This window comes from Flavivirga eckloniae, assembly GCF_002886045.1.
Classification (GTDB): Bacteria; Bacteroidota; Bacteroidia; order Flavobacteriales; family Flavobacteriaceae; genus Flavivirga; species Flavivirga eckloniae.
Map to the genome: position 1 here is coordinate 4,183,448 of NZ_CP025791.1, position 25,427 is coordinate 4,208,874.

At 32.1% G+C, this 25,427-nt stretch carries 23 protein-coding genes; 11 read left to right on the forward strand and 12 right to left on the reverse strand.

Going from position 1 to position 25,427, the window contains the following annotated elements; all coding sequences use genetic code 11:
• Positions 1–199 precede the first annotated feature (199 nt).
• Positions 200–1,984 carry an arginine--tRNA ligase gene (gene argS / locus C1H87_RS17370; RefSeq protein ID WP_102757029.1) on the forward strand — a complete coding sequence of 595 codons (1,785 nt, stop codon included), beginning with the start codon at positions 200–202 and terminating at the stop codon, positions 1,982–1,984.
• A gap of 152 nt (positions 1,985–2,136) precedes the next feature.
• On the opposite strand, the gene C1H87_RS17375 is transcribed toward argS, so the two are convergent.
• Together C1H87_RS17375 and C1H87_RS17380 are read right to left on the reverse strand one after the other, a co-directional pair.
• Positions 2,137–3,150 carry a serine hydrolase domain-containing protein gene (locus C1H87_RS17375; RefSeq protein WP_102757030.1) on the reverse strand — a complete coding sequence of 338 codons (1,014 nt, stop codon included), beginning with the start codon at positions 3,148–3,150 and terminating at the stop codon, positions 2,137–2,139.
• 55 nt (positions 3,151–3,205) lie between these two features.
• Entirely contained in the window at positions 3,206–3,583 is a 378-nt protein-coding gene (locus tag C1H87_RS17380) for a MotA/TolQ/ExbB proton channel family protein (protein WP_102757031.1), read from the reverse strand.
• A 143-nt stretch (positions 3,584–3,726) separates the two neighbouring features.
• On the opposite strand from C1H87_RS17380, the gene C1H87_RS17385 reads away from it, so the two are divergent.
• The 4 genes from C1H87_RS17385 (at position 3,727) to C1H87_RS17400 (ending at position 7,590) form a co-directional block, all read left to right on the forward strand.
• Positions 3,727–4,497, forward strand: a complete 771-nt coding sequence (locus C1H87_RS17385; protein ID WP_102757032.1) for a LytR/AlgR family response regulator transcription factor — start codon at positions 3,727–3,729, stop codon at positions 4,495–4,497.
• A 509-nt stretch (positions 4,498–5,006) separates the two neighbouring features.
• Complete coding sequence (locus C1H87_RS17390) at positions 5,007–5,804, forward strand: phosphocholine cytidylyltransferase family protein (RefSeq protein ID WP_102757033.1); 798 nt, start codon at positions 5,007–5,009, stop codon at positions 5,802–5,804.
• A 21-nt stretch (positions 5,805–5,825) separates the two neighbouring features.
• Positions 5,826–6,929, forward strand: coding sequence for a pyridoxal phosphate-dependent aminotransferase (locus C1H87_RS17395; protein WP_102757034.1), 1,104 nt, complete (start codon positions 5,826–5,828; stop codon positions 6,927–6,929).
• A gap of 4 nt (positions 6,930–6,933) precedes the next feature.
• Positions 6,934–7,590: a CDP-alcohol phosphatidyltransferase family protein gene (locus C1H87_RS17400; RefSeq protein WP_102757035.1), complete on the forward strand. Its 657-nt coding sequence runs from the start codon at positions 6,934–6,936 to the stop codon at positions 7,588–7,590.
• 458 nt (positions 7,591–8,048) lie between these two features.
• Here C1H87_RS17400 and C1H87_RS17410 read toward each other — a convergent pair whose 3' ends face one another.
• The 3 genes from C1H87_RS17410 to C1H87_RS17420 all read right to left on the reverse strand — a co-directional run bounded on the left by C1H87_RS17410 (position 8,049) and on the right by C1H87_RS17420 (position 10,323).
• On the reverse strand, positions 8,049–8,984 hold the full coding sequence (locus tag C1H87_RS17410; protein WP_102757037.1) for an AraC family transcriptional regulator: 936 nt from the start codon (positions 8,982–8,984) through the stop codon (positions 8,049–8,051).
• A 494-nt stretch (positions 8,985–9,478) separates the two neighbouring features.
• Positions 9,479–9,919: a GNAT family N-acetyltransferase gene (locus tag C1H87_RS17415; protein ID WP_102757038.1), complete on the reverse strand. Its 441-nt coding sequence runs from the start codon at positions 9,917–9,919 to the stop codon at positions 9,479–9,481.
• Between the two features lie 11 nt (positions 9,920–9,930).
• On the reverse strand, positions 9,931–10,323 hold the full coding sequence (locus tag C1H87_RS17420; RefSeq protein ID WP_102757039.1) for a rhodanese-like domain-containing protein: 393 nt from the start codon (positions 10,321–10,323) through the stop codon (positions 9,931–9,933).
• A gap of 135 nt (positions 10,324–10,458) precedes the next feature.
• Between C1H87_RS17420 and C1H87_RS17425 the strand changes: the two genes are divergently transcribed.
• Positions 10,459–11,349, forward strand: coding sequence for a LysR family transcriptional regulator (locus C1H87_RS17425; RefSeq protein ID WP_102757040.1), 891 nt, complete (start codon positions 10,459–10,461; stop codon positions 11,347–11,349).
• Between the two features lie 156 nt (positions 11,350–11,505).
• On the opposite strand, the gene C1H87_RS17430 is transcribed toward C1H87_RS17425, so the two are convergent.
• The 7 genes from C1H87_RS17430 to C1H87_RS17460 form a co-directional block, all read right to left on the reverse strand.
• Positions 11,506–11,970 carry a hypothetical protein gene (locus C1H87_RS17430; protein WP_102757041.1) on the reverse strand — a complete coding sequence of 155 codons (465 nt, stop codon included), beginning with the start codon at positions 11,968–11,970 and terminating at the stop codon, positions 11,506–11,508.
• Between the two features lie 253 nt (positions 11,971–12,223).
• Positions 12,224–12,754: a hypothetical protein gene (locus C1H87_RS17435; RefSeq protein ID WP_102757042.1), complete on the reverse strand. Its 531-nt coding sequence runs from the start codon at positions 12,752–12,754 to the stop codon at positions 12,224–12,226.
• A 145-nt stretch (positions 12,755–12,899) separates the two neighbouring features.
• Positions 12,900–13,079: a hypothetical protein gene (locus C1H87_RS17440; RefSeq protein WP_102757043.1), complete on the reverse strand. Its 180-nt coding sequence runs from the start codon at positions 13,077–13,079 to the stop codon at positions 12,900–12,902.
• 352 nt (positions 13,080–13,431) lie between these two features.
• Positions 13,432–13,812: a hypothetical protein gene (locus tag C1H87_RS17445; protein WP_102757044.1), complete on the reverse strand. Its 381-nt coding sequence runs from the start codon at positions 13,810–13,812 to the stop codon at positions 13,432–13,434.
• Positions 13,813–13,829: 17 nt separating this feature from the next.
• Entirely contained in the window at positions 13,830–16,151 is a 2,322-nt protein-coding gene (locus C1H87_RS17450) for a TonB-dependent receptor plug domain-containing protein (protein WP_102758312.1), read from the reverse strand.
• A 37-nt stretch (positions 16,152–16,188) separates the two neighbouring features.
• Entirely contained in the window at positions 16,189–17,085 is an 897-nt protein-coding gene (locus C1H87_RS17455; protein WP_102757045.1) for a FecR family protein, read from the reverse strand.
• 400 nt (positions 17,086–17,485) lie between these two features.
• Positions 17,486–18,001, reverse strand: coding sequence for an RNA polymerase sigma factor (locus tag C1H87_RS17460; protein ID WP_102757046.1), 516 nt, complete (start codon positions 17,999–18,001; stop codon positions 17,486–17,488).
• Between the two features lie 115 nt (positions 18,002–18,116).
• On the opposite strand from C1H87_RS17460, the gene C1H87_RS17465 reads away from it, so the two are divergent.
• The 5 genes from C1H87_RS17465 (at position 18,117) to C1H87_RS17485 (ending at position 25,424) form a co-directional block, all read left to right on the forward strand.
• Complete coding sequence (locus C1H87_RS17465; RefSeq protein WP_158655263.1) at positions 18,117–19,925, forward strand: hypothetical protein; 1,809 nt, start codon at positions 18,117–18,119, stop codon at positions 19,923–19,925.
• A 198-nt stretch (positions 19,926–20,123) separates the two neighbouring features.
• Entirely contained in the window at positions 20,124–21,452 is a 1,329-nt protein-coding gene (gene ffh, locus C1H87_RS17470; RefSeq protein WP_102757048.1) for a signal recognition particle protein, read from the forward strand.
• 58 nt (positions 21,453–21,510) lie between these two features.
• A complete protein-coding gene (locus C1H87_RS17475; protein ID WP_102757049.1) occupies positions 21,511–21,882 on the forward strand; it encodes a four helix bundle protein in 372 nt (123 codons plus the stop codon).
• A gap of 135 nt (positions 21,883–22,017) precedes the next feature.
• The gene (locus C1H87_RS17480) at positions 22,018–22,899 is read left to right on the forward strand and encodes a bifunctional 5,10-methylenetetrahydrofolate dehydrogenase/5,10-methenyltetrahydrofolate cyclohydrolase (protein WP_102757050.1); all 882 of its coding nucleotides are present in this window, start codon (positions 22,018–22,020) and stop codon (positions 22,897–22,899) included.
• Between the two features lie 665 nt (positions 22,900–23,564).
• Positions 23,565–25,424, forward strand: coding sequence for a glycoside hydrolase family 130 protein (locus tag C1H87_RS17485; RefSeq protein WP_102757051.1), 1,860 nt, complete (start codon positions 23,565–23,567; stop codon positions 25,422–25,424).
• Positions 25,425–25,427: the final 3 nt, after the last annotated feature.

Here is a 25,427-nt window from a genome sequence, read left to right on the forward strand (position 1 = left end):
TTGTCGATGAAATGCACAATCACGTTCAGATCCTTTTTTATGCTAGTTATAATTAAATGTTAATGAACTATTTATGCTTTTTTATTTTAAAACCTATTTGGCCTTTAATTTTTATAGTCGACCGTTTTATTAAGGCTAATTTTGCAAGTAATGCTTTAATAAAAGTTTTATCTTTGCTCTCTTAAAAATTGACCATAAAATGAGCCTTCAAGAGACTTTATCCAATCAAGTAAAGCAAGCAGTAAAATCCAGCTTTGATATAACATTGGAAACGGTAGAATTTCAAGCAACTCGAAAAGAGTTTGCAGGAGATATTACCGTTGTAATCTTCCCTATGTTACGTTTTATTAAAGGGAATCCTGTACAAATAGGAGAAACCATTGGTAACTATTTGGTGGAAAACATTGCAGATGTTAAGGGGTTTAATGTGGTAAAAGGCTTTTTAAATGTTGAGATTAACGATTCATATTATATCAACTTTTTTAACAATATAAAGCAAAATGATGCTTATGGTTTAGTTTCACCCAAGGCGGAAGACAAAGCGGTTATGGTTGAGTATTCTTCGCCGAACACAAACAAACCATTGCATTTAGGACATGTACGTAATAATCTTTTAGGCTATAGCGTTGCAGAAATTTTAAAAGCAGCAGGAACTAAAGTTTACAAAACTCAAATTATAAACGATAGAGGAATTCATATTTGTAAAAGTATGTTGGCCTGGAAGCGTTTTGGTAATGGAGAGACTCCAGAGAGTACGGGATTGAAAGGAGACAAGTTGGTAGGTAATTATTATGTAAAGTTCGATCAAGAATATAAAAAGGAGATTGAAGAATTGGTCGCTACAGGCATGTCTCAAGAAGAAGCCAAGAAACATGCTCCAATTTTATTAGAAGCTCAGGATATGCTTTTAAAATGGGAAGCAGGAGAAGAAGAAACAGTGGCGCTTTGGAAAAAAATGAATGGTTGGGTTTATGATGGATTCAATATTACCTATAAAAATCTAGGTGTAGATTTTGATACCTTGTATTATGAAAGTAATACTTATTTATTAGGAAAAGAGTTTGTTGCTGAAGGATTAAAATCTGGTGTTTTCGTTACAGAAGAAGATGGTTCGGTTTGGTGTGATTTAACCGAAGACAGATTAGATAAAAAAATAGTACAACGAGCTGATGGTACTGCAGTTTATATGACTCAGGATATTGGTACTGCGATACAGCGTATAAAGGATTTTCCAGATGTTGGGGGTATGGTTTATACGGTTGGTAATGAACAGGATTATCACTTTCAGGTGCTGTTTTTAATTCTTAAGAAATTAGGATTTGAATGGGCGAAAAACCTATATCATTTAAGTTATGGTATGGTTGATTTGCCTAGCGGAAAAATGAAAAGTAGAGAAGGTACTGTAGTTGATGCCGACGATTTAATTGACGAGATGGCAAAAACAGCCAGAGATATTTCTGAAGAATTAGGAAAACTTGATGGCTATACCGAGGAAGAGAAACAAGCCTTGTATAAAACAATTGGTTTAGGGGCTTTAAAGTATTATATTTTAAAGGTAGATCCTAAAAAACGTATTTTATTCGATCCTAAAGAATCTATCGACTTTCAAGGGAATACAGGTCCTTTTATTCAGTATACCTATGCAAGAATTCAATCTATACTAAGAAAGGCCGCTTCAACTACGATCAGTGACCAAAATATAAGTGAAATTAGTCTTCACGAAAAAGAAAAAGAACTGCTAAAACAAATTCAGTTATTTCCAGAAGTGGTACAAAATGCGGCCGCACAACATAGTCCGGCATTAATAGCTAATTACACTTACGATTTGGTTAAGGAATTTAATTCCTTTTATCAAAATGTATCCATTTTAGGAGCAGATAACGATAACGAAAAGGTATTTAGAGTACAGCTTTCAAATACAGTAGCTAATACGATTAAAAATGGATTTGGTTTGTTGGGGATTGATGTTCCTGAACGTATGTGATTTTTTTGGTTTGTTTAACGGTAAATTGTATGAGTAGTGGCAGATTACGGGATTCTTTTCTGTCAAACTGCTACCCAGTTTGAGCAGACTACAATCCTTGATATTTAGAACTTTCTCTGCCATTACTTATACAAAATGTTAGCAACTGGGCTTTATTCTGTTTCATATAGTTCTTTATTAATTTCATTTATCAAGTCCATCAATTCAGGTCTAATTTGATTTGATAAAAGTATCAAAAAATAACCAGTTTCTGAATCAATTTGGTTATATGCTCCAAATGAAGCCAACGAACCCGTATGAGATGTTATTTTACTATTATTCTCGTTAATATCCCAGCCAAAACCATAGTTCACAATTTTTCCGTTATTTAATTTTGTTGGCATGAACATTAGCTCTTGGCTCTCAACATTTATCAATTTATGCTTAAATAGTGCTTTATCCCATAAGTATAAATCTTCTATTGTTGAGATTAATCCACCATCTGCTGTAGTCATTAAATAATCATTTCGGTTCCAGTTTTCATCGTATCCAATCGCCCTGTCAATGTTTGTTCCTTTATTTACAAAGGTGTTTTTCATTCCAATTGGTTTAAATAAGTTTTTATTTAGGAAATTACCATAACTTTTTCCGGAAACACTTTCAATCATCTCTCCAAGAAGGAAATATCCAGTATTGCAGTATTGATGTTTCGAATTAGGAGCAAATTTTAACGTGTCCTTTTGATTTAAGAATTTATAAATTGAATCTTTTTGATTATAGATATCATTCTGCCAGTAATCAGGTATCCCAGACGTATGATTCATTAGATTCCTGATTGAAATATCTTCCATTGATTCAGGAACATCAATATAGTCTCCAATTTTATCATCTATGGTCAATTTTTTGTCTTCATGTAGTTTCAATATAGCTACTGATGTAAACTGTTTGGTTAATGAAGCAATTGGAATTAAAGTGGATAGACTATTCATTTCTTTTCTTTCAAAATTTTTTAAGCCAAAAGAACCTTGAAATAATATTTTATCTTTCTTGGCAATCAAGATTGAACCATTTAATAAACTGTCGGACGAATATTTTTCAACTATCGATGCTAAATTTTCATTTAATATTTGACTAGAAGCATTCATGATGCTTAAAACCATGAATGTAATTATTGTTATTTTTTTCATATTAGTATATTTATTTAGGTACTTCTTTCACCTGTTTTTTAGACATTAAAAACAGTTATGATTTTCGCTCAATAATTATACTTGCGACAAACCATAACATAATTGAGAACAAGTAAATAAGAATTCCATATAGAGTTGAAACCATGGATGTTTTAATTCCTGCATAAACCATTGCAGGAGAAATATCACTGGCTTTTTCAATGGCTGAAAATGCTTGGTAAAAACCAATTAATTGTGCAAATATTCCAATAATCAATGCAAACAATCCGATTGATTTTCCATATTTAATCAATCGCAGGCATTTGTCTTTATTTAATTGTTTAATTTTGAAAAAAACAAAAAGATGATAAATTATCCATGCACATAAAATAATTAGCAAGATTGTTAGAATACTCATAAATATGGGCCCACCCATAAAAAATAAATCTTCCATAATAATAATTTTTATAATTAACACTCAAGCTAAACTAATGTAAGTGTGAATTTTAAGCAATGTCGAATCCAGTTCTAAACCTGTTGTTTGCCAACACTAATTCGAAATGTAAATATTTTTAATCAAATTAGAGGAAAAATATTATGAAGATTAAATCATCAAATTTATATTACCATATTTTATATTGGATTTTCGTTATTGTTGTCCTAACATTAGCATTTGGACGGTCTTGGGATAATAAAATTGCTGCATTTTTTTTTGTAAGTATGCTTTTACCAATTGTTTTAGGGACTTCCTATTTCTTTAACTATTTCTTAGTTCCGAGATTATTGTTTAAAAAACAGATTCTGAAACTTTCTTTATATACAATATATACTCTAATCATTTCTCTTTACTTAGAATCCATTGTATTAATGTTTTCATTTGTTTACTTCGGCAATTTCAGTTTTCAAAATTTAGGACCAAATGCTTCAGACACAATTTTATTAGCTGCAGTCTTATACTTATTAGTATTTATAGGAGCTTTCATTTTAATGTTGCTTCAAGCTAGAGAAAATAATAAGGTTATTGAATATCTTTCTTCAGAGAATGGAAAATTGAAGATTTCATTTTTAGAAATTCTTTCAAATAGAAAAATTGTAAAAGTATCATATAAAGATATAATATACATAGAAAGCTTGTCCGACCATATAAGGATCAACACGAATAATGAACAGATTAAGAGTAAAGAAAAAATAAGTAATTTAATGAGCAGATTACCTGATGTTTTTTTGAGAATTCATCGTTCATTTATAATTAACACAGAAAAAATAAAAGAAATTTCTTATGACAGAGTTTTAGTAGGCAGGTTTAGGTTAAACATTGGACGTAGTTATAGAAAAGAAGTAAAAGAAGCTTTAAAAACAATAAGGTGAAATAGGTTAATTACGATCACTCTTAGTAGTGTCTCTTTTGCCTTGTTGCTAACGACTTAATATGAATTTAATGTTTTATATTGAATGCTAAACGAAGTTATGTTTTTTACTCACAAAGTCAAATCATGAAATCTATATAATGTATTATTTTTAAGTACTATTCTTAGGGGTCAGATAACGATAACGAAAAGTATTAGAGTACAGCTTTCAAATACAGTTACTATACTCTTAAAAACGGATCTTTATTTTTAAGGTTTGTACAAAAACACTAGTATTAGCTAATCATATTTATTTTAAGTACCTTTACAAAAGGATTACTAATCTTTTGGTATCAATCATTCACTATCAATTTTGTTGATGAGCCCCAAGGCAAATTCATCACATTAGCAGACTTCATACTTATAGTTGAATTATCATAAAACTAGTCCAAACGTCAGAGTACTAAGATTTAGTACGCTAGAAGCTTAAATGGGCATTTAGTTTTTTTTGATGGTATTAATACATATTATATGAATAGTGATTCAGACAATTATTGTGGTCAAAATCGCATAACAACAGCATTACTTCTTGCAGCTGGTACTGGAAGTCGCCTTTATCCCCTAACAAAAAATGTTCCCAAATGTCTTACTCTTGTAAATGATAAATCGATTCTAGAAAGACTTATTAAAAATTTAAAAAGTCAAGGATTCAAACGACTTGTAATCGTAACTGGTCATGAACAAGAATGTATTATGAATTATCTTGGAGAAAAATCAGGAAACATTCGCATTGAATACGTTCATAGCCCCTTGTATAAAACTACAAATAACATTTATTCGCTTTGGATGGCTCGTAACATAATAAATGAGCCTTTTGTACTTTTTGAAAGTGATTTGGTATTGAACTCTTCTTTGCTTGATGAGATGGTTTATCCCGATAGAATGGCTATAGCTCGCATGCAGCCTTGGCTAAATGGAACAACGGTTTCTGTTAACAAGACTAATATGGTTACTGAATTTCAAAAAGGAACTACCGAATCATATACTGATATCCGATATAAAACTGTTAATATATACAGCTTTTCGCTTTTGTCATGGCAAGCGATTATTAAGTGCTTGAATCGGTATATTGAAGCGGGCAGTGTTAATTGTTATTATGAAATTGTTTTTTCTGAGATGGTAGACAATAAAAGTCTGTTGTTCGAGTCGGTTTCATTTGACCATAAACCATGGTACGAAATTGATACGATAAAAGATCTAGCTAAAGCTGAATTATTATTTCCAAGTGAAACTAAAAAGCTTGCAAATGTTGAAAATGCAATTGCATAATAATTTTAGGATGTAAATACGATGGAAAGCAAATATAAAACACAAGAAGAAAAATACGAATATATATCCAAACAACATGGGGGCTATTATAGGCATAATTTTACCGATCACGCATACCTGTATAATTTATATTTTCCACCAAGGGAGGTTATTAACCATTTAAAGGATAATATTGATAATTTGGTTCTTAACTATCCAATGGCACAAAATGCACTTGCCGAACTTATTAGTGATATTATAGATCAACCAACCGAAAGAATTGTTGTAGGGAATGGGGGCGCAGAAATTATAAAAATATTATCGGGACGTTTAGCTAAAAAAATAATTGTTCCCGTACCGTCTTTTAATGAATATGCGAATGCAGCACCAGAAGGACAAGCAGTGGAGTTTCCACTTGAATTTCCTTCTTTCCAACTCGATGTAGATAAATTTGCAGACGAGGCTATAAAAGTTGGTGCAGATATGGCTGTTGTGGTTACACCTAATAATCCTACGTCGATGTTAGTTCCAAAAAGCGATTTAATCCGACTGTCTGAAAAGCTAAGGAAACACAATTGCATGCTTATTATCGATGAATCATTTCTTGATTTTGCCAATAACAAAGAGCAAATAAGTTTGGAGCAGGATATTGAGAAATATCCAAATATGGCTATTCTAAAAAGTATGAGTAAAGCCTATGGCATCTGTGGCCTTAGAATTGGGTATTTGTTAACGGCTAATTTAGATTTTTCTAAGTCTGTTCGTAATGGTGTTCATATTTGGAATATTAATGGATTTGCTGAAGAGTTTCTTCGAATACTTCCCCAATACAAACATGAATTTGAGGATAGTTGCAAAATAGTTAAAGCAGATAGAGATGTGTTTTATAAAAAGCTATGTGCTATTGATGGGATGCATGTTTTTAAACCAGATGCAAATTATATTTATTGTCGTTTACCCGATACAGCTTTAAGTGGGCCAGAAGTGACAAAACGACTTTTTATTGAGCATAATATTTATATAAAAGATAGTGTTGGAAAAACCCAACCTGATGCTGATAGATATGTTCGGATTGCTAGTCGTACTAATGAGGAAAATGCTAAACTTATTGAAGCGTTGAAGAATGTGATGTATGTAAAAGGTTAATAAGATGAGTGAAAAAAAACAAGCGGGCATGCTTACTTTTGCCAAGGATTTGCCAAATATTTGTTCTCTACTAGGATTGTTCTGTACTGTATTAGCAATCTATTTTGCTATAAAAGGAAATTTTTCGGGAGCAATTATTGCCATGTTATGGGCCGCATTATTCGATTGGTATGATGGAATTATAGCACGTAAAATTAAAGGAAGAACTAAAGAACAAGGTGTGTTTGGAGGGCAACTCGACTCAATGATAGACATTGTAAGCTTTGGCGTTTTGCCTGCAATATTACTTTTAAGCTATGGAGATTATAATATATGGTTTATACCAGGTGCATTTGCAATTATTGCAGCTTGCGCCATTAGGCTGAGTTATTTTAATATTTATGGACTTATTGATAGTAAAACCTATATGGGACTTTCTGTTGATAACAATGCACTCATCCTTGCTTTTGTTTTTTTATTCGAAAACCTCTTCCAACATGCTACCTTTTCGATACTTATTTATATCGTTATAATCATTCTAGCAGTCCTTAATTTATCCTCCATACCAACACCTAAATTTACAGGAAAGTGGATTTATGTTCTAATAGCCTATGTATTGGTTATGACAAGTTTTTTTGGATACCAATTATGGAGCGTAGATGCAGCCCTGTTAATTAAATAATCAGAATGTTCATCTCTTTTTTCGAATTGTGTTAATATTGGTAAATCCATTTAGTTTGTCGTATTAATTCATTGAATTTGTCCAAACTAAAATAATTATGATTAACATAAATACACCTAAAATGTCAGGTAATCTGTTGATCAAGTTAATATATAGAGGAGTCTTTTTTTTAGAATTCGTTACAATAGACTTAAATATGCTTTTTAAGAAATCCGTAACTAGTGGAAACGTAAATTTTAACCATAAATATGATAAAACTAAAACTATGGTAATGATTATTTTATTGCTTAAATCCACTTATTTTTAATAACGGTTTGTGTATGAGCAGTAGCGGGTTTTTCGCAACTGCTTTTCAGGTTACGATATACTTTAATTTAACGAAAAAACGGTTTGGGTGTTAACCTAAACCGCTATTGCTTATAGGACAACGTGTTAGCTGCTGGTTTTTGTCAATTTCATTATAATTTTCTGACAGGAACACATATGTCAACTTTAAAAGTCCCATTTTCAGGTTCTTCAGGATACAATTCGAAACAAGCTCTGTCATCTGGTTGATATCCGCTTGTCGGAAACCATTTTCCCATAAGCCAATCCCAAGCCTTTTGAAATTCATCGGCTTTTACTGTGAATCTTGCAACTACATATTTTCCTTTTTCAAGAACCATTTTTCCAATCTCTCCATCAACAGAAGTATTTTCTGGAACGGTCAAACAAACACTTGTTCTTAATTTGTTTTTGTCAGCAACATTTACATCGTCGTGGTAAACAATGGCTGTTTGGAAATCTCCGTTGTCCAAAAGCCCTTTTGGTACAGCCCAAGCAAATAGTTTACTGAACAATCTTTCAAATAATTCGGCATCTCCTTGATAAGGCCCAATATGTCTTAAATAAACCACAGGGATGTTTGGTAATTCTTTTATTTCAATGCTTTCGTTGTTTTTCATATCTACTTTCCATTTAATTGATTTCGTTTGATTACAAATGTAAATGGAAGGTGTTTTAATAGCTTTATCCGTAATGCTATTCACTTTATCCAAATTGCTATTTTTCGTTCGGAACGAAGTAGCAGATTCTTTGAAATTGGACTTGAAGTTTTTTGAAAACACAGGCAAACTTTTAAATCCGCATTTAAAAGCTATTTCAGAAATTGAGTCGTTTCCGTGAATTAAGAGTGATGCAGCTTTTTCTAACCGGAGTCGAAGAATCAATTGAAATGGTGTTTCACCGGTGATGCCTTGAAATATTCTGCTGAAATGAAATTTTGAGAAGTTGGAAACCTTTGCCAATTCGTTCAATGAAAAATCATTGTCCAAATTCTTTTCAATATGGTCAATTACATTGTTTATTCTGTATTTGTACTCATTGTCAATCATTGAGTTCGTTCCAATTTGCATCTAACGGCAGTCTGTCTCAAAATTACCTTTAATTTTATTTAAATATATGCAATTTTAGATATTTTGGATGATGACACCAGAATAATAGGATTTTATTAAAACAGCTAATATTATAAGATAGTATGGTTTTGATCTTATTTAAAGGATTACAAAGTGTTTTGAGATCTATTTTTGGGTGTTTTAGTTTGTTTTTTGGCTTCCATCCTAGGTTGATTAACCTTTTTAAGTTGTATGCCAATGCGATAAAGCCAAAGTCGGCACTAGCGGATCGGATTTTATACCAGTTACCATTAGAAGTTAGCGTCTGTTTTTCAGGGCAGGTGATAAGCACTCTAGTTTTAGTTTATTACTGAGCTAAATATAAAAATTTTGTTTTTACCTTTTCTACTATAAACACCAAATTTTATATTTAGCGGACTTTGTAAATATGCACAGAACTTTCGGTTTAGCACAATTGTCCTATGTTTTTTAACATTGTTGGCAACTAGCTTTATTCAGATTTTCCAAATGAACCTTTCTTTTGTTTTAGAATCAGCTCCTAATTTTTTATAAAAGTCAATTGCTTTTTTATTAAAATCAGGTGTTTGCCATTGAATTTCTGAACAATTTATAGATTTTGCATACTTTCTTATTTTCTCCATAATTTGTGTTCCTATGCCTTTTCCTCTAGTTTTTTCATTTAAATACAAACAATCTAAATAGATATAATAATTTGCATTCCAAGTAGAAAACTGTTTCATAAAGGTTGTGTAACCAACAATTTCATTATTCAGTTCTACAACTAAACATTCTACAATATCAGTATTGAAAATATAATTGTTTAATCGGTTTAGGTTATCATCACTTAAAGCGCTTGCCTTTTCAAATGTGGCGTGCGCTTTAATTAATTTTTTAATAGCCTCGAAGTCTCTTTTTTCTGCAATTCTTATTGTCATAAATTATCAATTTAACAAGCACATTCAAACATAGAGCCTTTGGTAGAATTTGTTCCTTCGGTTGCATAGCCGTCAAATTTCCACCATTCAATTCCGCCCATAAGCTCTTTTACTTTAAAGCCCAATTTAACCATTTTTAACGCACCTTTTGTTGAAGCGTTACAACCAATACCGTCACAGTAAGTAACATATGTTTTTGATTTGTCAAGATGCTTTGTCGTTTCTTCGTTCATTTCTCTGTGCGGAATGTTAATTGCAGTTGGAATATGTTCTTTATCAAATCCAAAGGCCTGTCGTGCATCCAATGCAATATAATCTGTGCTGTTTTCAAAACCATCATATAAATCTGAAGGATCCATTTCGTAAGCTAATTTGTTTTTGTAAAATTTAATTTGTTCGTTCATAATTTTTATGATTTTAATTTGATACAAACCTAATGATACTGATTGTTTGGAAATAGTATTGAAATTGAATGATTCTAATTTATAAATGAAAATATTTCAAATTCAGCTTTATCATATTGTTGTAATTTTGAAACTATGGAAATCAAATATTTTAGACTTATAAAAACAATTGCAGAAGAAGGTAGCATTGCTAATTCATCAGATAAATTATTTCTAACTCAATCAGCTTTAAGTCATCAATTAAAAGATTTAGAGGGGCAACTTGGATTTAAGGTTTTTCATAGAACTAGAAACAAATGGGTTTTAACTGAAGAGGGTAAAGAACTCAACAAACTTGGTTGTGAAATATTGAATAGTTTAGAAAAGGGATTTGATACCATTAAGAGAATAAGAAAAGGTTCTATTGGTAATATAAAAGTAAGTACAGAGTGCTATTCGTTTTATCAAGGTTTGCCTAATTTTATTCAAAAAATGGGTTTATTGTATCCCAAAATTAACCTAGAACTAATTTTAGAAGCCACACATCAACCAATTTCAAAGTTATTGTCTAATGATATTGATATCGCTATTGTAACCTCAAAACCTGAAAATAGTCTATTATCAAGCATAGAAATTTTTGAAGATGAAATTTATGCAATTATGCATAAAGAAAATACTTTAAGTGATTTAGAATTTTTAGATGTAAGTGATTTTGCAGAGGCACATTTAATAATACATTCTTTTCCATTAGAAACCGTTTCTGTCTACGAACATTTTCTAAAACCAAACAAGATAATTCCTTCTAAAATTTCTGCTATTCCGTTAACAGAAGTTGCTTTAGAAATGATTGGTGCAAATTTTGGGATAATGTGTATGCCAAAATGGGCACTAAAATCTTTTAAACTTCCAGAGGAATTGATTTATAAAAAAATTGGAAAAAGCGGATTAAAGAGAAATCATTTTTTAGTTATTCGCTCTGCTGATAAATCTAAAAAGTATATTCAAGATTTCATTTCAAACTTTACAGACGAATTTTCAATGGTGTAGAGTTTTTAGCTTGTTGCTAACGGTTTGTGTAAGGATAATTACGTGATTAAGCAACTAACTTACTAAAAATAGATTGAACCAAAGGAAAATCCGCAAGATTTTCCGAGTAGGCTAGAACCAAGCAATTGTTTTTTACATTTTGTTACCTGCTGGTTTTTAATCCGCTGGCAAATATCCGTTTTCAAATTTATTTATTAATTCCGTTGTTTTGTCAAACGCTTTTTTAGTCACGTCAACAATTACAATTTGGTTGATTTTAGTTTCGGAATTGAAAGTCAGATTTAGTCCAAACCAAATTCCATTTTCAAAATCCTCATATCTAACCGTCATAATATGATGTTTTGGTAAAAAGTGGTCGTCAATATCAATATCTCGGAACACAATTTCCTCGTCAGCTATATTATGAATTAGATCGGCTTGTTTTCCAACTCCGCATATATAACCAACATTTCGGTCAATCGATTTTCTGATTATTTCTTCAAAATAATTCGTTTTCTTTTCGTTAGCTATTAAAATCAGACACCAATTGTCATTCGGAAAATCCGAAATCCAATTCTTTTCAGTATCAAATTCTACAAATTTTATTGCTCTATTTGTTATGTTTGTTTTGATCTTTTTCAACTTGCAAGTAACGGTTTGTGGATGAAATGTAGCGTGTAAAAAGACACTAACTTTTCGATTAATACAGAACTGAATATTTTATATTTTTTCACTTTGATTAAAGCGTATTGGTGATATAATTTAGTTTCTCCATTGTTTTTGATTACAGAATGAGTTTCGTATTCTTTTGGGATTCCTTTATAGTTTTTAAGTGGGGGCTTTTAAATTGTTGTTGTAATGGCTTTATTAATAACGTTTAAACACTAAGTTTTTTTCATTCATTTGTAACGCTGAACTTAATCTTGAACGCTCCATTCTCAACATCAACAAATGTAGATTCATCCTTAAAGTGACCAAATCCAGTTCCTGTTAGAAAAAACCGACCTGAAAATTCACCTGTTATAAAGTTGTCTGTAACCTCTGTAATTGTCAAATTTAACCCATCGGTAGTTGAGCCAATGAATTTACAACCTGAATCTATTCCTCCACATCTTTGATCTTCAATTGCAAGGTTATTATCCCAAGCTATGTCTGCACTGTTATTTGTCCAATTGGAATAGGGAAGAGAAGCCTGTATTATATCCAAGTCGTGAATTCTAACCGACCAATAGCCACCAGAAGTAAGCTGATCCTTGTTTTTATATGCTTGTAGCCATGTTTCTTTTGACTCGCTGAAAAATGTGTTCGAGACATTTGTATCCTTGAGATTTATTTGTTGGTAATTTTCAAGTTTTGAATTGACAATACCTTGAATATATGTTTCATGAACGATTGGATTTTGATCATTATCATTTGAACATGACATGAAGATAAGAATAAAAGTAATGCGAATAAAATGTTTCATGGTTTAATAGGTTTAGATTGTAATTATTTTCTTAGTAGATACCATTATGGTTGAGAGGTTGCGTAAACTTAATGTTAACAATTAGATGAATGGACTTTTGTGGAGTTTAATGAATCTCTTTAATATCTTCACTTTCAGTATCATCATTTTTCTTTTCAATAAGCTCAATAGTATATTTAGGTAGATTGTCCTTTTTATAAAAAACCATGGGCACAGGTAGTACAGAAGCCAAAGCAATTATGAATATTAAAGCGAAAAGCCTTAATGTTTTTTTTAAAGTCTTCATAATAGAATAGTAGTGGTAACATCAATAAAGATGTTATCGGTTAAAAAATAAGTTGAAATATTACCAGAATAATGGTAATTAACGTGAATCTTGCTTAAGAATTCAAGGTGTTCCTCCTTTTTAAAAAGGGAGGTGGATCCCGATGAAATCGGGATTCGGAGGGTTATATTTGTTTGTTATTTTTAATAAAACTCCTCTTTCTTCCAATTTTTATCAAAATCGAAATTCATTCTCCTCTTTAAATTAAAGAGGAGAGCACAGTGACAATAAAAAAATAGTTCTGAAACAAGTCTGGGACACACACAGACATAAATTCTCTTATCCAAGATTCGCGTTAATTAGTATAGAATGACTATTCTAAGAAGGTACTTTTAGAATTGGTTGAGTGTGCACGAGCTATGAGATTTTGCTTAAGAAGAGTATCGTAGTCTTCAAACTCTAATATGTTTTTCTTTTGAGATTTTAAAGTAATGGTAAAGTTAAAGGTATGAATGTTTAATAGCGATTTAAAACTAAAAACAATATACTCGTTGAATACTACTTTATGAACCCTTTTAGAGGAAGTCTTGTATGTCTTGGTGTTAGATTCGTTACGATTATGTTTGCTAACAACAAGCTCTGTTTGAGGTTTCTCGTAATTAGAAGAAATACCAGTAAATCCCGAAAATGATACTAATGAAATTAGTAAAACGAGACAACTGAATATATTTGGTATTCTTTTTAAATACGACATATAACAAAGATAGGAATTTAAAAATGAATTCTTAAACTTACATTAGGTGTGATGCCAAGTGATTCATTTTCAATGGTATTGATCGCATTGGTGCTATCGTCAGTATTATTTAGAGTATAATACGTGTTAATAATATTCTTTTTATTTAAAACATTCCAAACCGATGCGCCAATTGTTGCTCGGGTTGTATTAGAAACATTAAAATTATAAGTGGCAGAACAATCTGCACGAAGGTAGTTTTCTAAGTTAGTGCTATTAGGTGTGGCGTAAGTTATGATTCTGTCATCTGGATCGTCGTCTGCACTTGGAAGCGTGGTTGGTTTACCAGAGTGCCAATTTAGCCCCAATGCTAGTTTTAGTCTATTTTGGGTGTAAGTTCCTGCAAAAGAGAATATATGCCTAATATCTGCATTATTAGGGAACTTATTGCCGTCGTTTAAAGTAGGGAATAGGTAATCGTTTTTACTGTAAGAGTAGGATATCCAACTGCTCACGGCATCTCCAAATTGTTTGTTTAATAAGAAGTCTATGCCCTTAATCTCGTAGCTTCCAATACCATTTTTAAATTGATATTGGTTTTGAAATCCTTGACTTCTTGTGGTAATGCCATCCACTTTTTTTATATAAGCTTCAGCACTAATTAATAGTTTGTTTTTTTTATAATGAATACCAGTCGATAGTTGTTTGCTTTTTACTACCGGAATGGGTTGAAACGTTTTATCGTTTTCGGTTACAGGCTTCTCATTGTTATTGGATAATACCCATCGACGTTTTTCAATGCCTAAGAAGTCATTTTGTAGATCGATAATTTGGGATGTTGTTTGATGTTTCAGCTCGCCTAATACTTCGAACCTAAAATTATTTAAAAAGCGTTGACTAAATCCTAATCTTGGTTCTGCTAAAAACAATTTAAATTTATTGATGTAATTTAGTCGTACACCTACATTTAATCTGGTTTGAACGTTCTTCGAAAGCAGCGATGTTTCGGCATAAACGGCATGACTTCTAATAACCTTCTTAATAAAACTTCTAAAAACTGGATTATTAACGTCTTCTAAATTACTTATCCCAATTTCTGAGAAATGGTAGCCGCCATTTATTTTTAGTTGGTCGCTGTGGTTGTAATTAATATCAAATTTAGAAGTACCGTCGTATACTTCGTTTTTTTGAATGAGGCGTTGGTCATTAAAAACATCGAAATTCGTAGCATCCAAATCATAATTGGAGAGATAGACTTGATAAGTTGTAGAAAGTTTATTGGTCCAATCTCTAGTGTAAGTTAACCCTACAGCTGTGTTTCGCTGAGATAGTTTACTTATTAAGGCTTCATCCGGATTGTTGTTGGTTGTTAACAGTTCTTCATAGTTTAATTTGTTGTCTACATTTAAAAAATGAAACCTGATCCTGTCTTTTTTAGAAATGTCGTACAAGAACTTTGTAGCAATATCATAAAAATAAAACGATTCGTTTTGAGAAATGGAATTGTTGTTGCTGTTATTAAAGTCCGAATCTTGAAAAACACGTTTAAAATATTGGTCGTAAGTTGGGGTTATAACCAGATCGGTAACAGAACGTCGGGTTGATAATTGCAATTCTGTTTTTTTCGACAACGGAATTTTAACATGACCATCGGCATTAATCAAGTTAAAACCAATGCCACCGCTAAACTCGTTATTAATATCATCAGATAATTGGATGTCTATGATACTTGAAATACCATCGCCATATTTAGCACTGCTACCATTTTTATAAACATTAACACGTTTGGTTGTATAGGGGTTAAAAGCAGAAATGAGTCCGAAAAAATGCCCGGATTGGTACATTTTTATACCATCCCATAAGAGTAAATTTTGATCGTGTGTGCCACCCCTTATATTTATATTCGATACCATTTCGTCTGCACTTAAAACCCCCGGAAGTGCTTGAATGGTTTGTAAAACATCAGGTTCTATTAAACCGGGAAGGATACCAAAAGCCTCTGGTTTTATGGTAATGGAGCCGTCGTTTAGTTTTGCAATACCACTTGTAAGGTAGTTGGTAACAATAATCTCTTCAAGGTTTTGTACAGCGTAATTGTCTTTTTTTTCTTCTTTTAAAAGTTTAATGGCAATAAAACGGCTATCTAATAATTCGAAATCCAGATCGGTTTCTTTTTTAAGGAATTCTAAAATGGCTTCTAAAGAAAGGGTTTCGTCTGGTAAGACAGTAGTTTTATCTTTAATCGTTTCGTCGGCGTAGGAAAAACTAATATTGTAACGCGTTTCAAGAATATTTAAAACAGATAAAAGTGATTGTTTTTCTTTTTGAATGGTTTGGGCACTTAAGCATATAACATTCAAAAAAAACAATAATATAAAAATAGAAAGGGTACTTTTCCTATTCACGTTTTAATATTATAGTATTGTTTGTTTTACTATAAGTTACACGTAAAGGTAAGGTAATTGACTTTAAAGCTACATCAATATTGTCATGTGCAAAACTACCAGTAAATAATTGTTCTGTATCAATATTTAATGTTGTGATATCAACACCGTATTGTCTTTCAAACTCGGTAATAACCGTTTTATAAGGTAAACTTTTAAAAGTACTTTCGTTATTTAACCACGAAGGCGATGAGCGGTTTTCTTTTTCTTTAGCAATTATTTTCCCATCGATAATTAAAAAACTGTCACCAGGATTTAACTTCGTTTCTTGAGAATTGTAAGTAACGCCAACTAAACCTTCGTAGCAAATAACTTCAAAATAATTTTTCCAATGTTTTACATTGAATTGGGTTCCATAAACAGTAACAAACCCTGTTTTTGTTTTTACTTTAAATGATGACCCTTTAGCAACTTTAAAAAAAGCTTCACCATCAAGTTCTACTTCCCTATTATGTTTCCAATCTTTTTTATTGAATACCAATAACGATTTTGCATTTAGCGACACACTAGAAGCATCAGGTAAGTCTATGGTCGTTTTTTGTGCAAATTCGGTACTTATAGTAGTATCTAAAGTGGTCGTGTAATAATACAAACCAAAACAAACGGCAAGGATAGCAGCAACACGCATTAATGGTTTAAACCATTGTGTTGATGACTTTTTATTGCTTCTAATCGTACTTAAAACAGTATCTAGCTCTTCAGATGTATTATAATCATCTGCCTTAAAAGCTAGCAAGCCTTCATTTAACTTCACCAAATCGTCATAGTCTTCAAGCGCTTTAAACGCTTCAAGCTCCTGATCATTCAGATCGTTATTAAGCCATTTCGATATTAAAGTTTCTCTTTCCATTTGTTCGCATTTATTGTTCTTTAACTGTAAAATGCAATTTGTAAATTAAATTTAGAAATGATATTGAAATTTCAAAATTACGCACTCCATAAATTCCTATTACAATTATAAAACAGTTAACTTTTATTTTTTCCTACCCTTACTTTAATTTTTTTTTCAAAAAACTTAAATTTTGGTGTTCAGTGTTCAGTGTTCAGTGTTCAGTGTTCAGTGTTCAGTGTTCAGTGTTCAGTGTTCAGTGTTCAGTGTTCAGTGTTCAGTGTAATTTTTTATAAGAAATAAAAGATACAAAATAGATGAGCTAAATTCAAAAAGTATAACTTTCTATCTTCTATCTTCTATCTTCTATCTTCTATCTTCTATCTTCTATCTTCTATCTTCTATCTTCTATCTTCTATCTTCACAACTCCTTAATCTCCTTCCTCAATTTTTCCAAAGCACCATAAATACGTTTTTCAACCGCTTTAGTAGAAATATCTAAAAGCTCAGCAATTTCTTTAAATCGTTTTCCTTCAACCCTGTTCATCATAAAAGCAGTACGTTGTGCATCTGTTAAATTAGCCAGTGCGTTTTGCAGTTTGTCCATATATTCATTTTCCCGCATTAAAAACTCTGGACTCTCATTAGTATACATTTTAGGCTTGGTTTGTTGATGTTTTAAAACAACTTTTTGATGAGCGACTTCATTCAACATTAAATTATTGGCGGTTGTAAAAACAAAACTCTTAGCCTTATCGGGAGAAATCTTTTTACAGTTTTCCCAGAGTTTAACAAATGCTTCCTGCACTTTATCCTTTGGGTTTAATAATTCGCCAAACTTATAATATAAAAAATTGTGTAAATCTTTAGAGTGCTTGTTAAATATGGAAGAAAACATACGTTCTTCACATATGTTTTCATGTAGTTGTTTCCCCATTATATTTTGGTGATTGATATCGCTAAATTAAAAAAAAAGAAAATACAGGGTAGGAATTTTTAAAGTTATCCTGTTTTATAATCAAAAAGCTATGTTTAACCCAAAATTAAATATCATGAAATCTAAATCAAATATCATGAAGTCTAAAATTAGAACATTATTATTACTTCCTTTTTTTGCTCTATTATTGTTTACCTCATGTCAGGAAGAGAAAATAGATATTATTGAACCTGAAGAAGGAGAAGCACTTGTTGCAGAATCTACACTAACATCTTTTATTAGCGCTACGTCTGCCAAAGACGGATCTGCAGATAATATTATTGATAAAGCAAGTTGTTTATCTGTTGAATTACCAGTTTCTGTTGTAGTTAATGGTCTTGAAATTATTGTTGACTCTACAGAAGATTACAAGGTTATTGAAGCCATCTTTAATAAGTTTGATGATGATGAAGATAGATTGGATATCGTTTTTCCTATTACTATCACTTTAGCAGATCACACAGAGATTGTACTTAACAATCCTAATGATTTAGCAAACTTAATTAAAGAATGTAAAGATGAAAACGAACCAGATGACGATATTGAATGTATCGATTTTCAATACCCGATATCTTTTTCTGTTTACGATGCCGATTTCCAAGTTATTGATGTAATTACAGTTGAAAACGACAGAGAGTTACATAAGTTTATTAAGCGTGTAAAAGAAAGAGACGTTTTTGCAAGCCTTAATTTCCCAGTAACTATGGTTTACGCCGATGGTACTACCAAAGATGTAAATAATAATGAAGAATTGGAAAAAACTATTAGAGAGGCAAAAGACACTTGTGATGAAGATGATGATAACGATTATGGTGATGACGATTTCACTAAAGAACGTTTAGATGAGTATTTAAAAATTTGTCCTTGGGTTGTTTACGAGTTTAAGAGAAACAATCAAGATAATACTGCAGAGTACAAAGAATATGCATTAAATTTTAAAGAAGACGGTGTTGTTAAAATGCGTGCAAGAAATGGAGATATTTTAACTGGTACCTGGAATACACGAGTAAGTGATAGAGGCGCTCTGTTAAAGTTAGAATTCGATAGTATGGCAGATTTTACTTTAGAGTGGATCGTATACGATATTGAATATGGTAAGATCAAGCTTTACGAAGTTGGTGGTAACAGAATCATCATGAAGAAAAACTGTGATGTTATCTTTGATGTTACTAAAGAAAGAATTAAAAACTATTTACAAGAGTGTTTATGGAGAATAGCTCGTTTGAATATCGACGGTATCGATAGAGAAAAAGAGTATATAGGAACACCTTTTAACTTCTTGGAAAACGATGTTGTTAAGCTTAGAGTTAATGGAGAATTGATTGAAGGTACCTATAGCGTAACGCCATTGAATTCAGAAGGATTTATCCTAAAAATAGTTTTAGAAAACAGACCAGAGTTACAATTACAATGGTATGTTACTTTCCTTGAACCAGGTTTAATAAAACTTGAGGATTTAAACCACAGAGAAAACAAAATGGTGTTAGAAAGACACTGTGCAGATGGCGATGAAGATATAAACTATATTGTTGATGTTCTTACTTCTTCCTGGGGAGCAGGTTGGGATAAAGGTTGGAAAGTAGCCTCTTATATTGATAAAGATGTAAACAAAACTCAAGACTACTTAGATTATGCAATTGCTTTCTCGGAAGCTGGTTCTATAAAAGTGACGCATGCTGTTAATGATATTGCTATAGATGGTTCATGGTTAGCTTATAGAAATGAAGGCTTATACCTAGGTATGCATTTTGGAATTGAAGCACCGTTTGGTGATCTTAACCATAGATGGAAAATAAATTCGATTACTGAAAATAGAATAGAATTAAAAGACTACAATGCTAACGGTGGCATAGAAAGAATACTAGTTCTTGAATTAGAGTGGTAGTATAAGTGTTATTATTTATAAAAGGAAAACTTATTTTTTCGGTTTTTAGGTTAATTAGCTAAGTAAGTATCCTTTATATGAGCTGTCAAATTTATATCCAGTTTGGCAGCTCTTTTTTATTCCATATTTTATAATGAGCCACTTTATTAATACGCTTCAAATCATTAACTTTGCGACTCTTAAAATTAAAAGTAAATTATGTTTAATAATTTAAGCGATAAATTAGATAAAGCTTTACACGTTTTAAAAGGACATGGAAGCATCACAGAAGTAAATGTAGCCGAAACTTTAAAGGAAGTTCGTCGTGCATTACTCGATGCCGATGTTAATTTTAAGATAGCTAAAGAATTTACAAATAGAGTAAAAGAAAGAGCACTCGGTCAAAATGTTTTAACAACATTACAACCAGGTCAGTTAATGGTAAAAATCGTAAAAGATGAGTTAACTGAGCTTATGGGAGGCGATGCAGAAGGCGTAAACCTCTCGGGGACACCAAGTGTTATTTTAATGTCTGGTTTACAGGGGTCTGGTAAAACAACTTTCTCGGGTAAACTTGCTAATTATCTTAAAAATAAGAAAACCAAAAAACCATTGTTGGTAGCTTGTGATGTGTATCGTCCAGCTGCGATAGATCAATTACATGTTGTTGGAGAACAAATAGGTGTTGAGGTTTTTAGTGACAGAGGAAATAACGATCCGGTGGCTATTTCTAAAGCTGGTATTGCTCATGCAAAAGCAAACGGACATAATGTTGTTATTATAGATACCGCAGGTCGTTTGGCTGTTGATGAGGCCATGATGACAGAAATATCAAACATTCATAAAGCCATTCAACCACAAGAAACCCTGTTTGTAGTAGACTCTATGACAGGTCAGGATGCCGTTAATACAGCTAAAGCATTTAACGATTCATTAAATTTTGATGGTGTTGTTTTAACCAAATTAGATGGTGATACCCGTGGTGGAGCTGCAATTACGATAAAATCTGTAGTAAATAAACCCATTAAGTTTATTGGTACAGGTGAAAAAATGGAAGCCATTGATGTGTTCTATCCATCTCGTATGGCAGATCGTATTCTTGGTATGGGGGATGTTGTTTCTTTAGTGGAAAGAGCTCAGGAACAATTTGATGAAGAAGAGGCACGCAAGCTTCAAAAGAAAATAGCTAAAAACCAATTTGGTTTCGACGATTTCTTAAAGCAGATTCAGCAGATTAAGAAAATGGGTAACATGAAAGACCTTATGGGCATGATTCCTGGTGCAGGGAAAATGATGAAAGATATTGATATTGATGATGATGCCTTTAAAGGAATAGAAGCTATTATTCATTCCATGACACCTAAAGAGAGAAGTAATCCGGGAATTATAAATTCAAGTAGAAAAATACGTATTGGAAAAGGCTCTGGGACTTCTGTACAAGAAGTAAATCAGTTGTTAAAACAATTTAACCAAATGAGCAAGATGATGAAGATGATGCAAGGCGGTGGCGGTAAGAAGATGATGCAAATGATGAAGGGGATGCGTTAGTTTTAGTTAGCAGTATTCAGTCTCAGTGTTCAGTCCCAGTCTCAGTTTTTAGTTATATATGGATTTTAAACAATTGATAGCATATAAGAAAGCATTTGATTTATCGATGGACATTTTCAATATTTCAAAAGCTTTTCCAAAAGAGGAAACTTATTCGTTGACAGATCAAATTAGAAGAAGTTCTCGTTTAGTATGTGCTAATATAGCTGAAGCTTATAGAAAGCGGAGATATCCTAAACATTTTACAAGTAAACTTACAGACGCAGATGGGGAAAACTCAGAAACAAATACTTGGTTAGATTTTGCATTGGCTTGCCAATATATATCTTCCGAGGATCATTTGAGATGTGCAGAACAAGGAAAAGAGATAGGAAAGCTAATAAATTATATGATTAACAATTCCAGTAAATTTGGAGTTAAACTTGAATAAAAAACGAATTACAATGTTGGTTTTAGTGAGGCAGAGTAAGGAACTGTAACTAAGGCTGAAAAATAATAATAATATGTGGTTTTAGAGAGCAGCGTATGGAACTGCGACTGAGACTGCGACTGAAAACTGTATATAATGACAATTCTAGACGGAAAGAAAGTTAGTAACGACATTAAAGATGAAATAGCTGTTGAGGTTCAAAAAATAAAAGATAAGGGAGAAAAAGTACCCCATCTTGCAGCGGTTATAGTAGGAAATGATGGTGCCAGTCTAACTTATGTTGGTAGTAAAGTAAAAGCCTGCGAACGTGTAGGTTTTGAGTCTACTTTAGTACAAATGTCTAATACAACAAGTGAGGTTGAATTATTGGATAAAATAAAAGAACTTAATGATAATCCAGAGATTGATGGTTTTATAGTGCAGTTGCCATTGCCTCCGCAAATTAATGAGCAAAAAGTATTATTAGCTGTAGATCCAGATAAAGATGTAGATGGTTTTCACCCTACAAATTTTGGCAAAATGGCTCTGGACATGTCTACCTTTATTCCAGCAACACCATTTGGCATTTTAGAATTACTAGATCGTTATGGCGTTGAAACAAAAGGAAAGCACACCGTTGTTATTGGACGTTCTCATATTGTTGGTAGACCCATGAGTATCCTAATGGGGCGTAAAGGATTTCCAGGTAACTCTACGGTAACCTTAACACATAGTCACACCAAGAATATCACTCAAATAACATCGCAGGCAGATATCATTATTTCGGCATTAGGAGTTCCTAATTTCTTAAAAGCAGAAATGGTTAAAGATGACGCTGTTATTATAGATGTAGGTATTACACGTGTTACAGACGAAACCAGACCAAGAGGTTATAGAATAGTAGGAGATGTAGATTTTGCAAACGTTAGTAAAAAAGCAAGTTATATTACACCAGTTCCAGGTGGTGTAGGTCCTATGACAATTGCCATGCTGCTTAAAAATACATTACTAGCTAGAGAGAGACATAAAAACATGTAAACAATAGTTTTTGCACAGATAAAGTACGTTATGAATCTCTCGCTATACTTTGTAACAGCTTTTTTGTTTAAACTAGTTAATTTCACCTGAAAAAGAAAAAATAAAACGCCTGAAAATTAAAAACCCACGGTTAATATTTAGGTCGTTTATTTTTTAATTATTTTAACTTTTTACAGATAATAATTGCCACTAATTTTAGTTATAATAGGTAGTTGTCTGTAAATAAATTGCTATGAATAAAATGACAAATTTACCTAAAGAAAGTAAATCAATATTTGAAGAAATAGATAAACTAAAAAGAATGAATGATCTCTTAATCTTGATTCTTGTTTGTCTTTTTGCTCTTTTATTAGCGCTTATATATATTAAATAGATTTCCACACATCCAGAAAACAATACGCTCCTCCTATAGGTGAAAAACCTAAGTTGTTTGTTTCTAAAGCTACTTTAATACGCATATAGTACTTTATTCTTCGGTTAAATTATAAGGGGGTATCTTTTCTACACTTGTACTTATCCCATATCAGTATAGATATACTGAAATTTAGGGTCGAGGCATCACATTTAATAGACTTATTTGTCCCAATAACCAGAAGTAAGTAAATTATTGTTAAAATAATTATTGTTATATTGTCCTACATATTATACGTAAATACTTATATTTTATGGCAATAAATATCAATAGACTTAAGATTTTTTTCACTCCAGACCCGAAAAGGGTCATCGTTCGTTTTTTTATGCCCGGCGGAGAAGAGCGTGCAAAAAAAATTATAAAGCGGGTAATAGCAATGCCTGAAGCAGTTGCATCGCAAGTATTGAATCAAACTCTTAGGGATTTTAGTAACCGACACCGAAATATAACTCGAATACTTTTAAAACATTATGAAAGGGTAACCTTTTTATTTCCAGGATTAGAAATAGATGCTAACAGTATTTCTAAGGAGGTTAAACTGCTAATAGGAGCTTATTTTACTCACGAATACTCCATCGAATCAGCAGCATTTTTTAATCCTTCAATGGTAGAAGACCCGGATCAATCCCATTTAGAAAAAGGACAAAAAAGGGTTATTGTTAGTTTTAGAGCCACAGGAGAAGGTCATGTATCGTCTATAGTTTTTAGAGGAGCAATTTTAGATAAAAACAATAATCTAGAGTTTAGTCCAGTAAGTAAATTGGTCGACATTGCCGAAACAATACAACTACACGAATATAAAAAAGAAGACTTCATACATAAGTTGAAAGATATGAAGTTCGACGATACCGAAGTCGTAGAAAAAATAATAGGTAATTTAAACGAAACATTTCTTTTTAGAGAGCTCATTAAAAACATTAACCAGTTTGAAAATGACCACGAAATAACCATAGAAAATAATAAAGTACTTCATGCTATTAAGTTTATTGCAAACGCCCAGTATAAAATTAGCTTTTCTCTAGATACGGCGATAAGTGAGCGGGTTATTTTTCCGGTAACAGATGCGGAAAGTAATGGGCTTGAAGATGCTAGATTTGTAAAGTTTACAGATGATAATGGCGATGTAAAGTATTATGCAACATATACTGCCTATAATGGTTTTGTTATTATGCCTCAGCTTATGGAAACGACCGATTTTTATACGTTTACGGTAATGCCTATTTATGGGAAGCATGCACAGAATAAAGGCATGGCTTTATTCCCTAGAAAAGTGAATGGTAAATATGCTATGCTATCTAGACAAGATGGTGAGAATAATTTCATTATGTATAGCGATCAGGTAAATAATTGGGACGACGACCCCATATTACTTCAAGAACCTGCTTATCCATGGGAATTTGTGCAATTAGGTAATTCTGGCTCTGCTATAGAAACTAAGGATGGGTGGCTTGTTATTACGCATGGAGTGGGTGCTATGCGTAGATATGTTTTAGGTGCTATTTTATTAGATTTAAACGATCCTACTAAAGTGTTGGCACAATTAGATAATCCTTTATTGGTCGCTAATGAGATGGAACGAGAGGGCTATGTGCCTAATGTGGTTTATTCCTGCGGTTCCATAATAAACAATGGTAATATTATTATTCCTTATGCAATGAGTGATACCAGTAGTGGATTTGCTCATGTGTCTTTACAAGAGGTGCTGGAGAATATGATATATAATGATGGAAGAGAAAATGGAGTTCCATTAAATGGTGCAAAACGCATATTATTGGTAGACGATGATAAAACTAACCTGGCAATGGTAAGTCAAATGCTTATTGAAGATGGGTATTTAGTTGATGAGGCCACGGACGGCGTTCAAGCCTTAGTCGCTATTGGTAAAAGTACGTATGACTTAATACTTAGCGATATAGAAATGCCAAACTTTAATGGCTATCAATTACTGGAATTCATAAAAAAAGAATCTATAAAAATACCAGTTGTATTCATTAGTTCATATAATAGTGAAGCGGATGAAATAAAAGGGCTACAATTGGGGGCTGCCGAATATTTGCCCAAACCAGTGCAAAAAGATTTATTGAGGTTGCGTTTAAAAAATATTTTTAGGTAAGCA

What these genes read in the sequence shown, in the direction of transcription:
- C1H87_RS17420 (WP_102757039.1), bottom strand. Translation starts at nt 10,323, where the DNA reads ATGAACGAACAAATTAAATTTTACAAAAACAAATTAGCTTACGAAATG.
- argS (WP_102757029.1), top strand. Translation starts at nt 200, where the DNA reads ATGAGCCTTCAAGAGACTTTATCCAATCAAGTAAAGCAAGCAGTAAAA.
- C1H87_RS17395 (WP_102757034.1), top strand. Translation starts at nt 5,826, where the DNA reads ATGGAAAGCAAATATAAAACACAAGAAGAAAAATACGAATATATATCC.
- C1H87_RS17390 (WP_102757033.1), top strand. Translation starts at nt 5,007, where the DNA reads ATGAATAGTGATTCAGACAATTATTGTGGTCAAAATCGCATAACAACA.
- C1H87_RS17485 (WP_102757051.1), top strand. Translation starts at nt 23,565, where the DNA reads ATGGCAATAAATATCAATAGACTTAAGATTTTTTTCACTCCAGACCCG.
- C1H87_RS17480 (WP_102757050.1), top strand. Translation starts at nt 22,018, where the DNA reads ATGACAATTCTAGACGGAAAGAAAGTTAGTAACGACATTAAAGATGAA.
- C1H87_RS17415 (WP_102757038.1), bottom strand. Translation starts at nt 9,919, where the DNA reads ATGACAATAAGAATTGCAGAAAAAAGAGACTTCGAGGCTATTAAAAAA.
- C1H87_RS17440 (WP_102757043.1), bottom strand. Translation starts at nt 13,079, where the DNA reads ATGAAGACTTTAAAAAAAACATTAAGGCTTTTCGCTTTAATATTCATA.
- C1H87_RS17410 (WP_102757037.1), bottom strand. Translation starts at nt 8,984, where the DNA reads ATGCAAATTGGAACGAACTCAATGATTGACAATGAGTACAAATACAGA.
- C1H87_RS17375 (WP_102757030.1), bottom strand. Translation starts at nt 3,150, where the DNA reads ATGAAAAAAATAACAATAATTACATTCATGGTTTTAAGCATCATGAAT.
- C1H87_RS17400 (WP_102757035.1), top strand. Translation starts at nt 6,934, where the DNA reads ATGAGTGAAAAAAAACAAGCGGGCATGCTTACTTTTGCCAAGGATTTG.
- C1H87_RS17425 (WP_102757040.1), top strand. Translation starts at nt 10,459, where the DNA reads ATGGAAATCAAATATTTTAGACTTATAAAAACAATTGCAGAAGAAGGT.
- C1H87_RS17475 (WP_102757049.1), top strand. Translation starts at nt 21,511, where the DNA reads ATGGATTTTAAACAATTGATAGCATATAAGAAAGCATTTGATTTATCG.
- C1H87_RS17455 (WP_102757045.1), bottom strand. Translation starts at nt 17,085, where the DNA reads ATGGAAAGAGAAACTTTAATATCGAAATGGCTTAATAACGATCTGAAT.
- C1H87_RS17435 (WP_102757042.1), bottom strand. Translation starts at nt 12,754, where the DNA reads ATGTCATGTTCAAATGATAATGATCAAAATCCAATCGTTCATGAAACA.
- C1H87_RS17380 (WP_102757031.1), bottom strand. Translation starts at nt 3,583, where the DNA reads ATGGAAGATTTATTTTTTATGGGTGGGCCCATATTTATGAGTATTCTA.
- C1H87_RS17445 (WP_102757044.1), bottom strand. Translation starts at nt 13,812, where the DNA reads ATGTCGTATTTAAAAAGAATACCAAATATATTCAGTTGTCTCGTTTTA.
- C1H87_RS17465 (WP_158655263.1), top strand. Translation starts at nt 18,117, where the DNA reads ATGAAATCTAAATCAAATATCATGAAGTCTAAAATTAGAACATTATTA.
- C1H87_RS17460 (WP_102757046.1), bottom strand. Translation starts at nt 18,001, where the DNA reads ATGGGGAAACAACTACATGAAAACATATGTGAAGAACGTATGTTTTCT.
- C1H87_RS17385 (WP_102757032.1), top strand. Translation starts at nt 3,727, where the DNA reads ATGAAGATTAAATCATCAAATTTATATTACCATATTTTATATTGGATT.
- ffh (WP_102757048.1), top strand. Translation starts at nt 20,124, where the DNA reads ATGTTTAATAATTTAAGCGATAAATTAGATAAAGCTTTACACGTTTTA.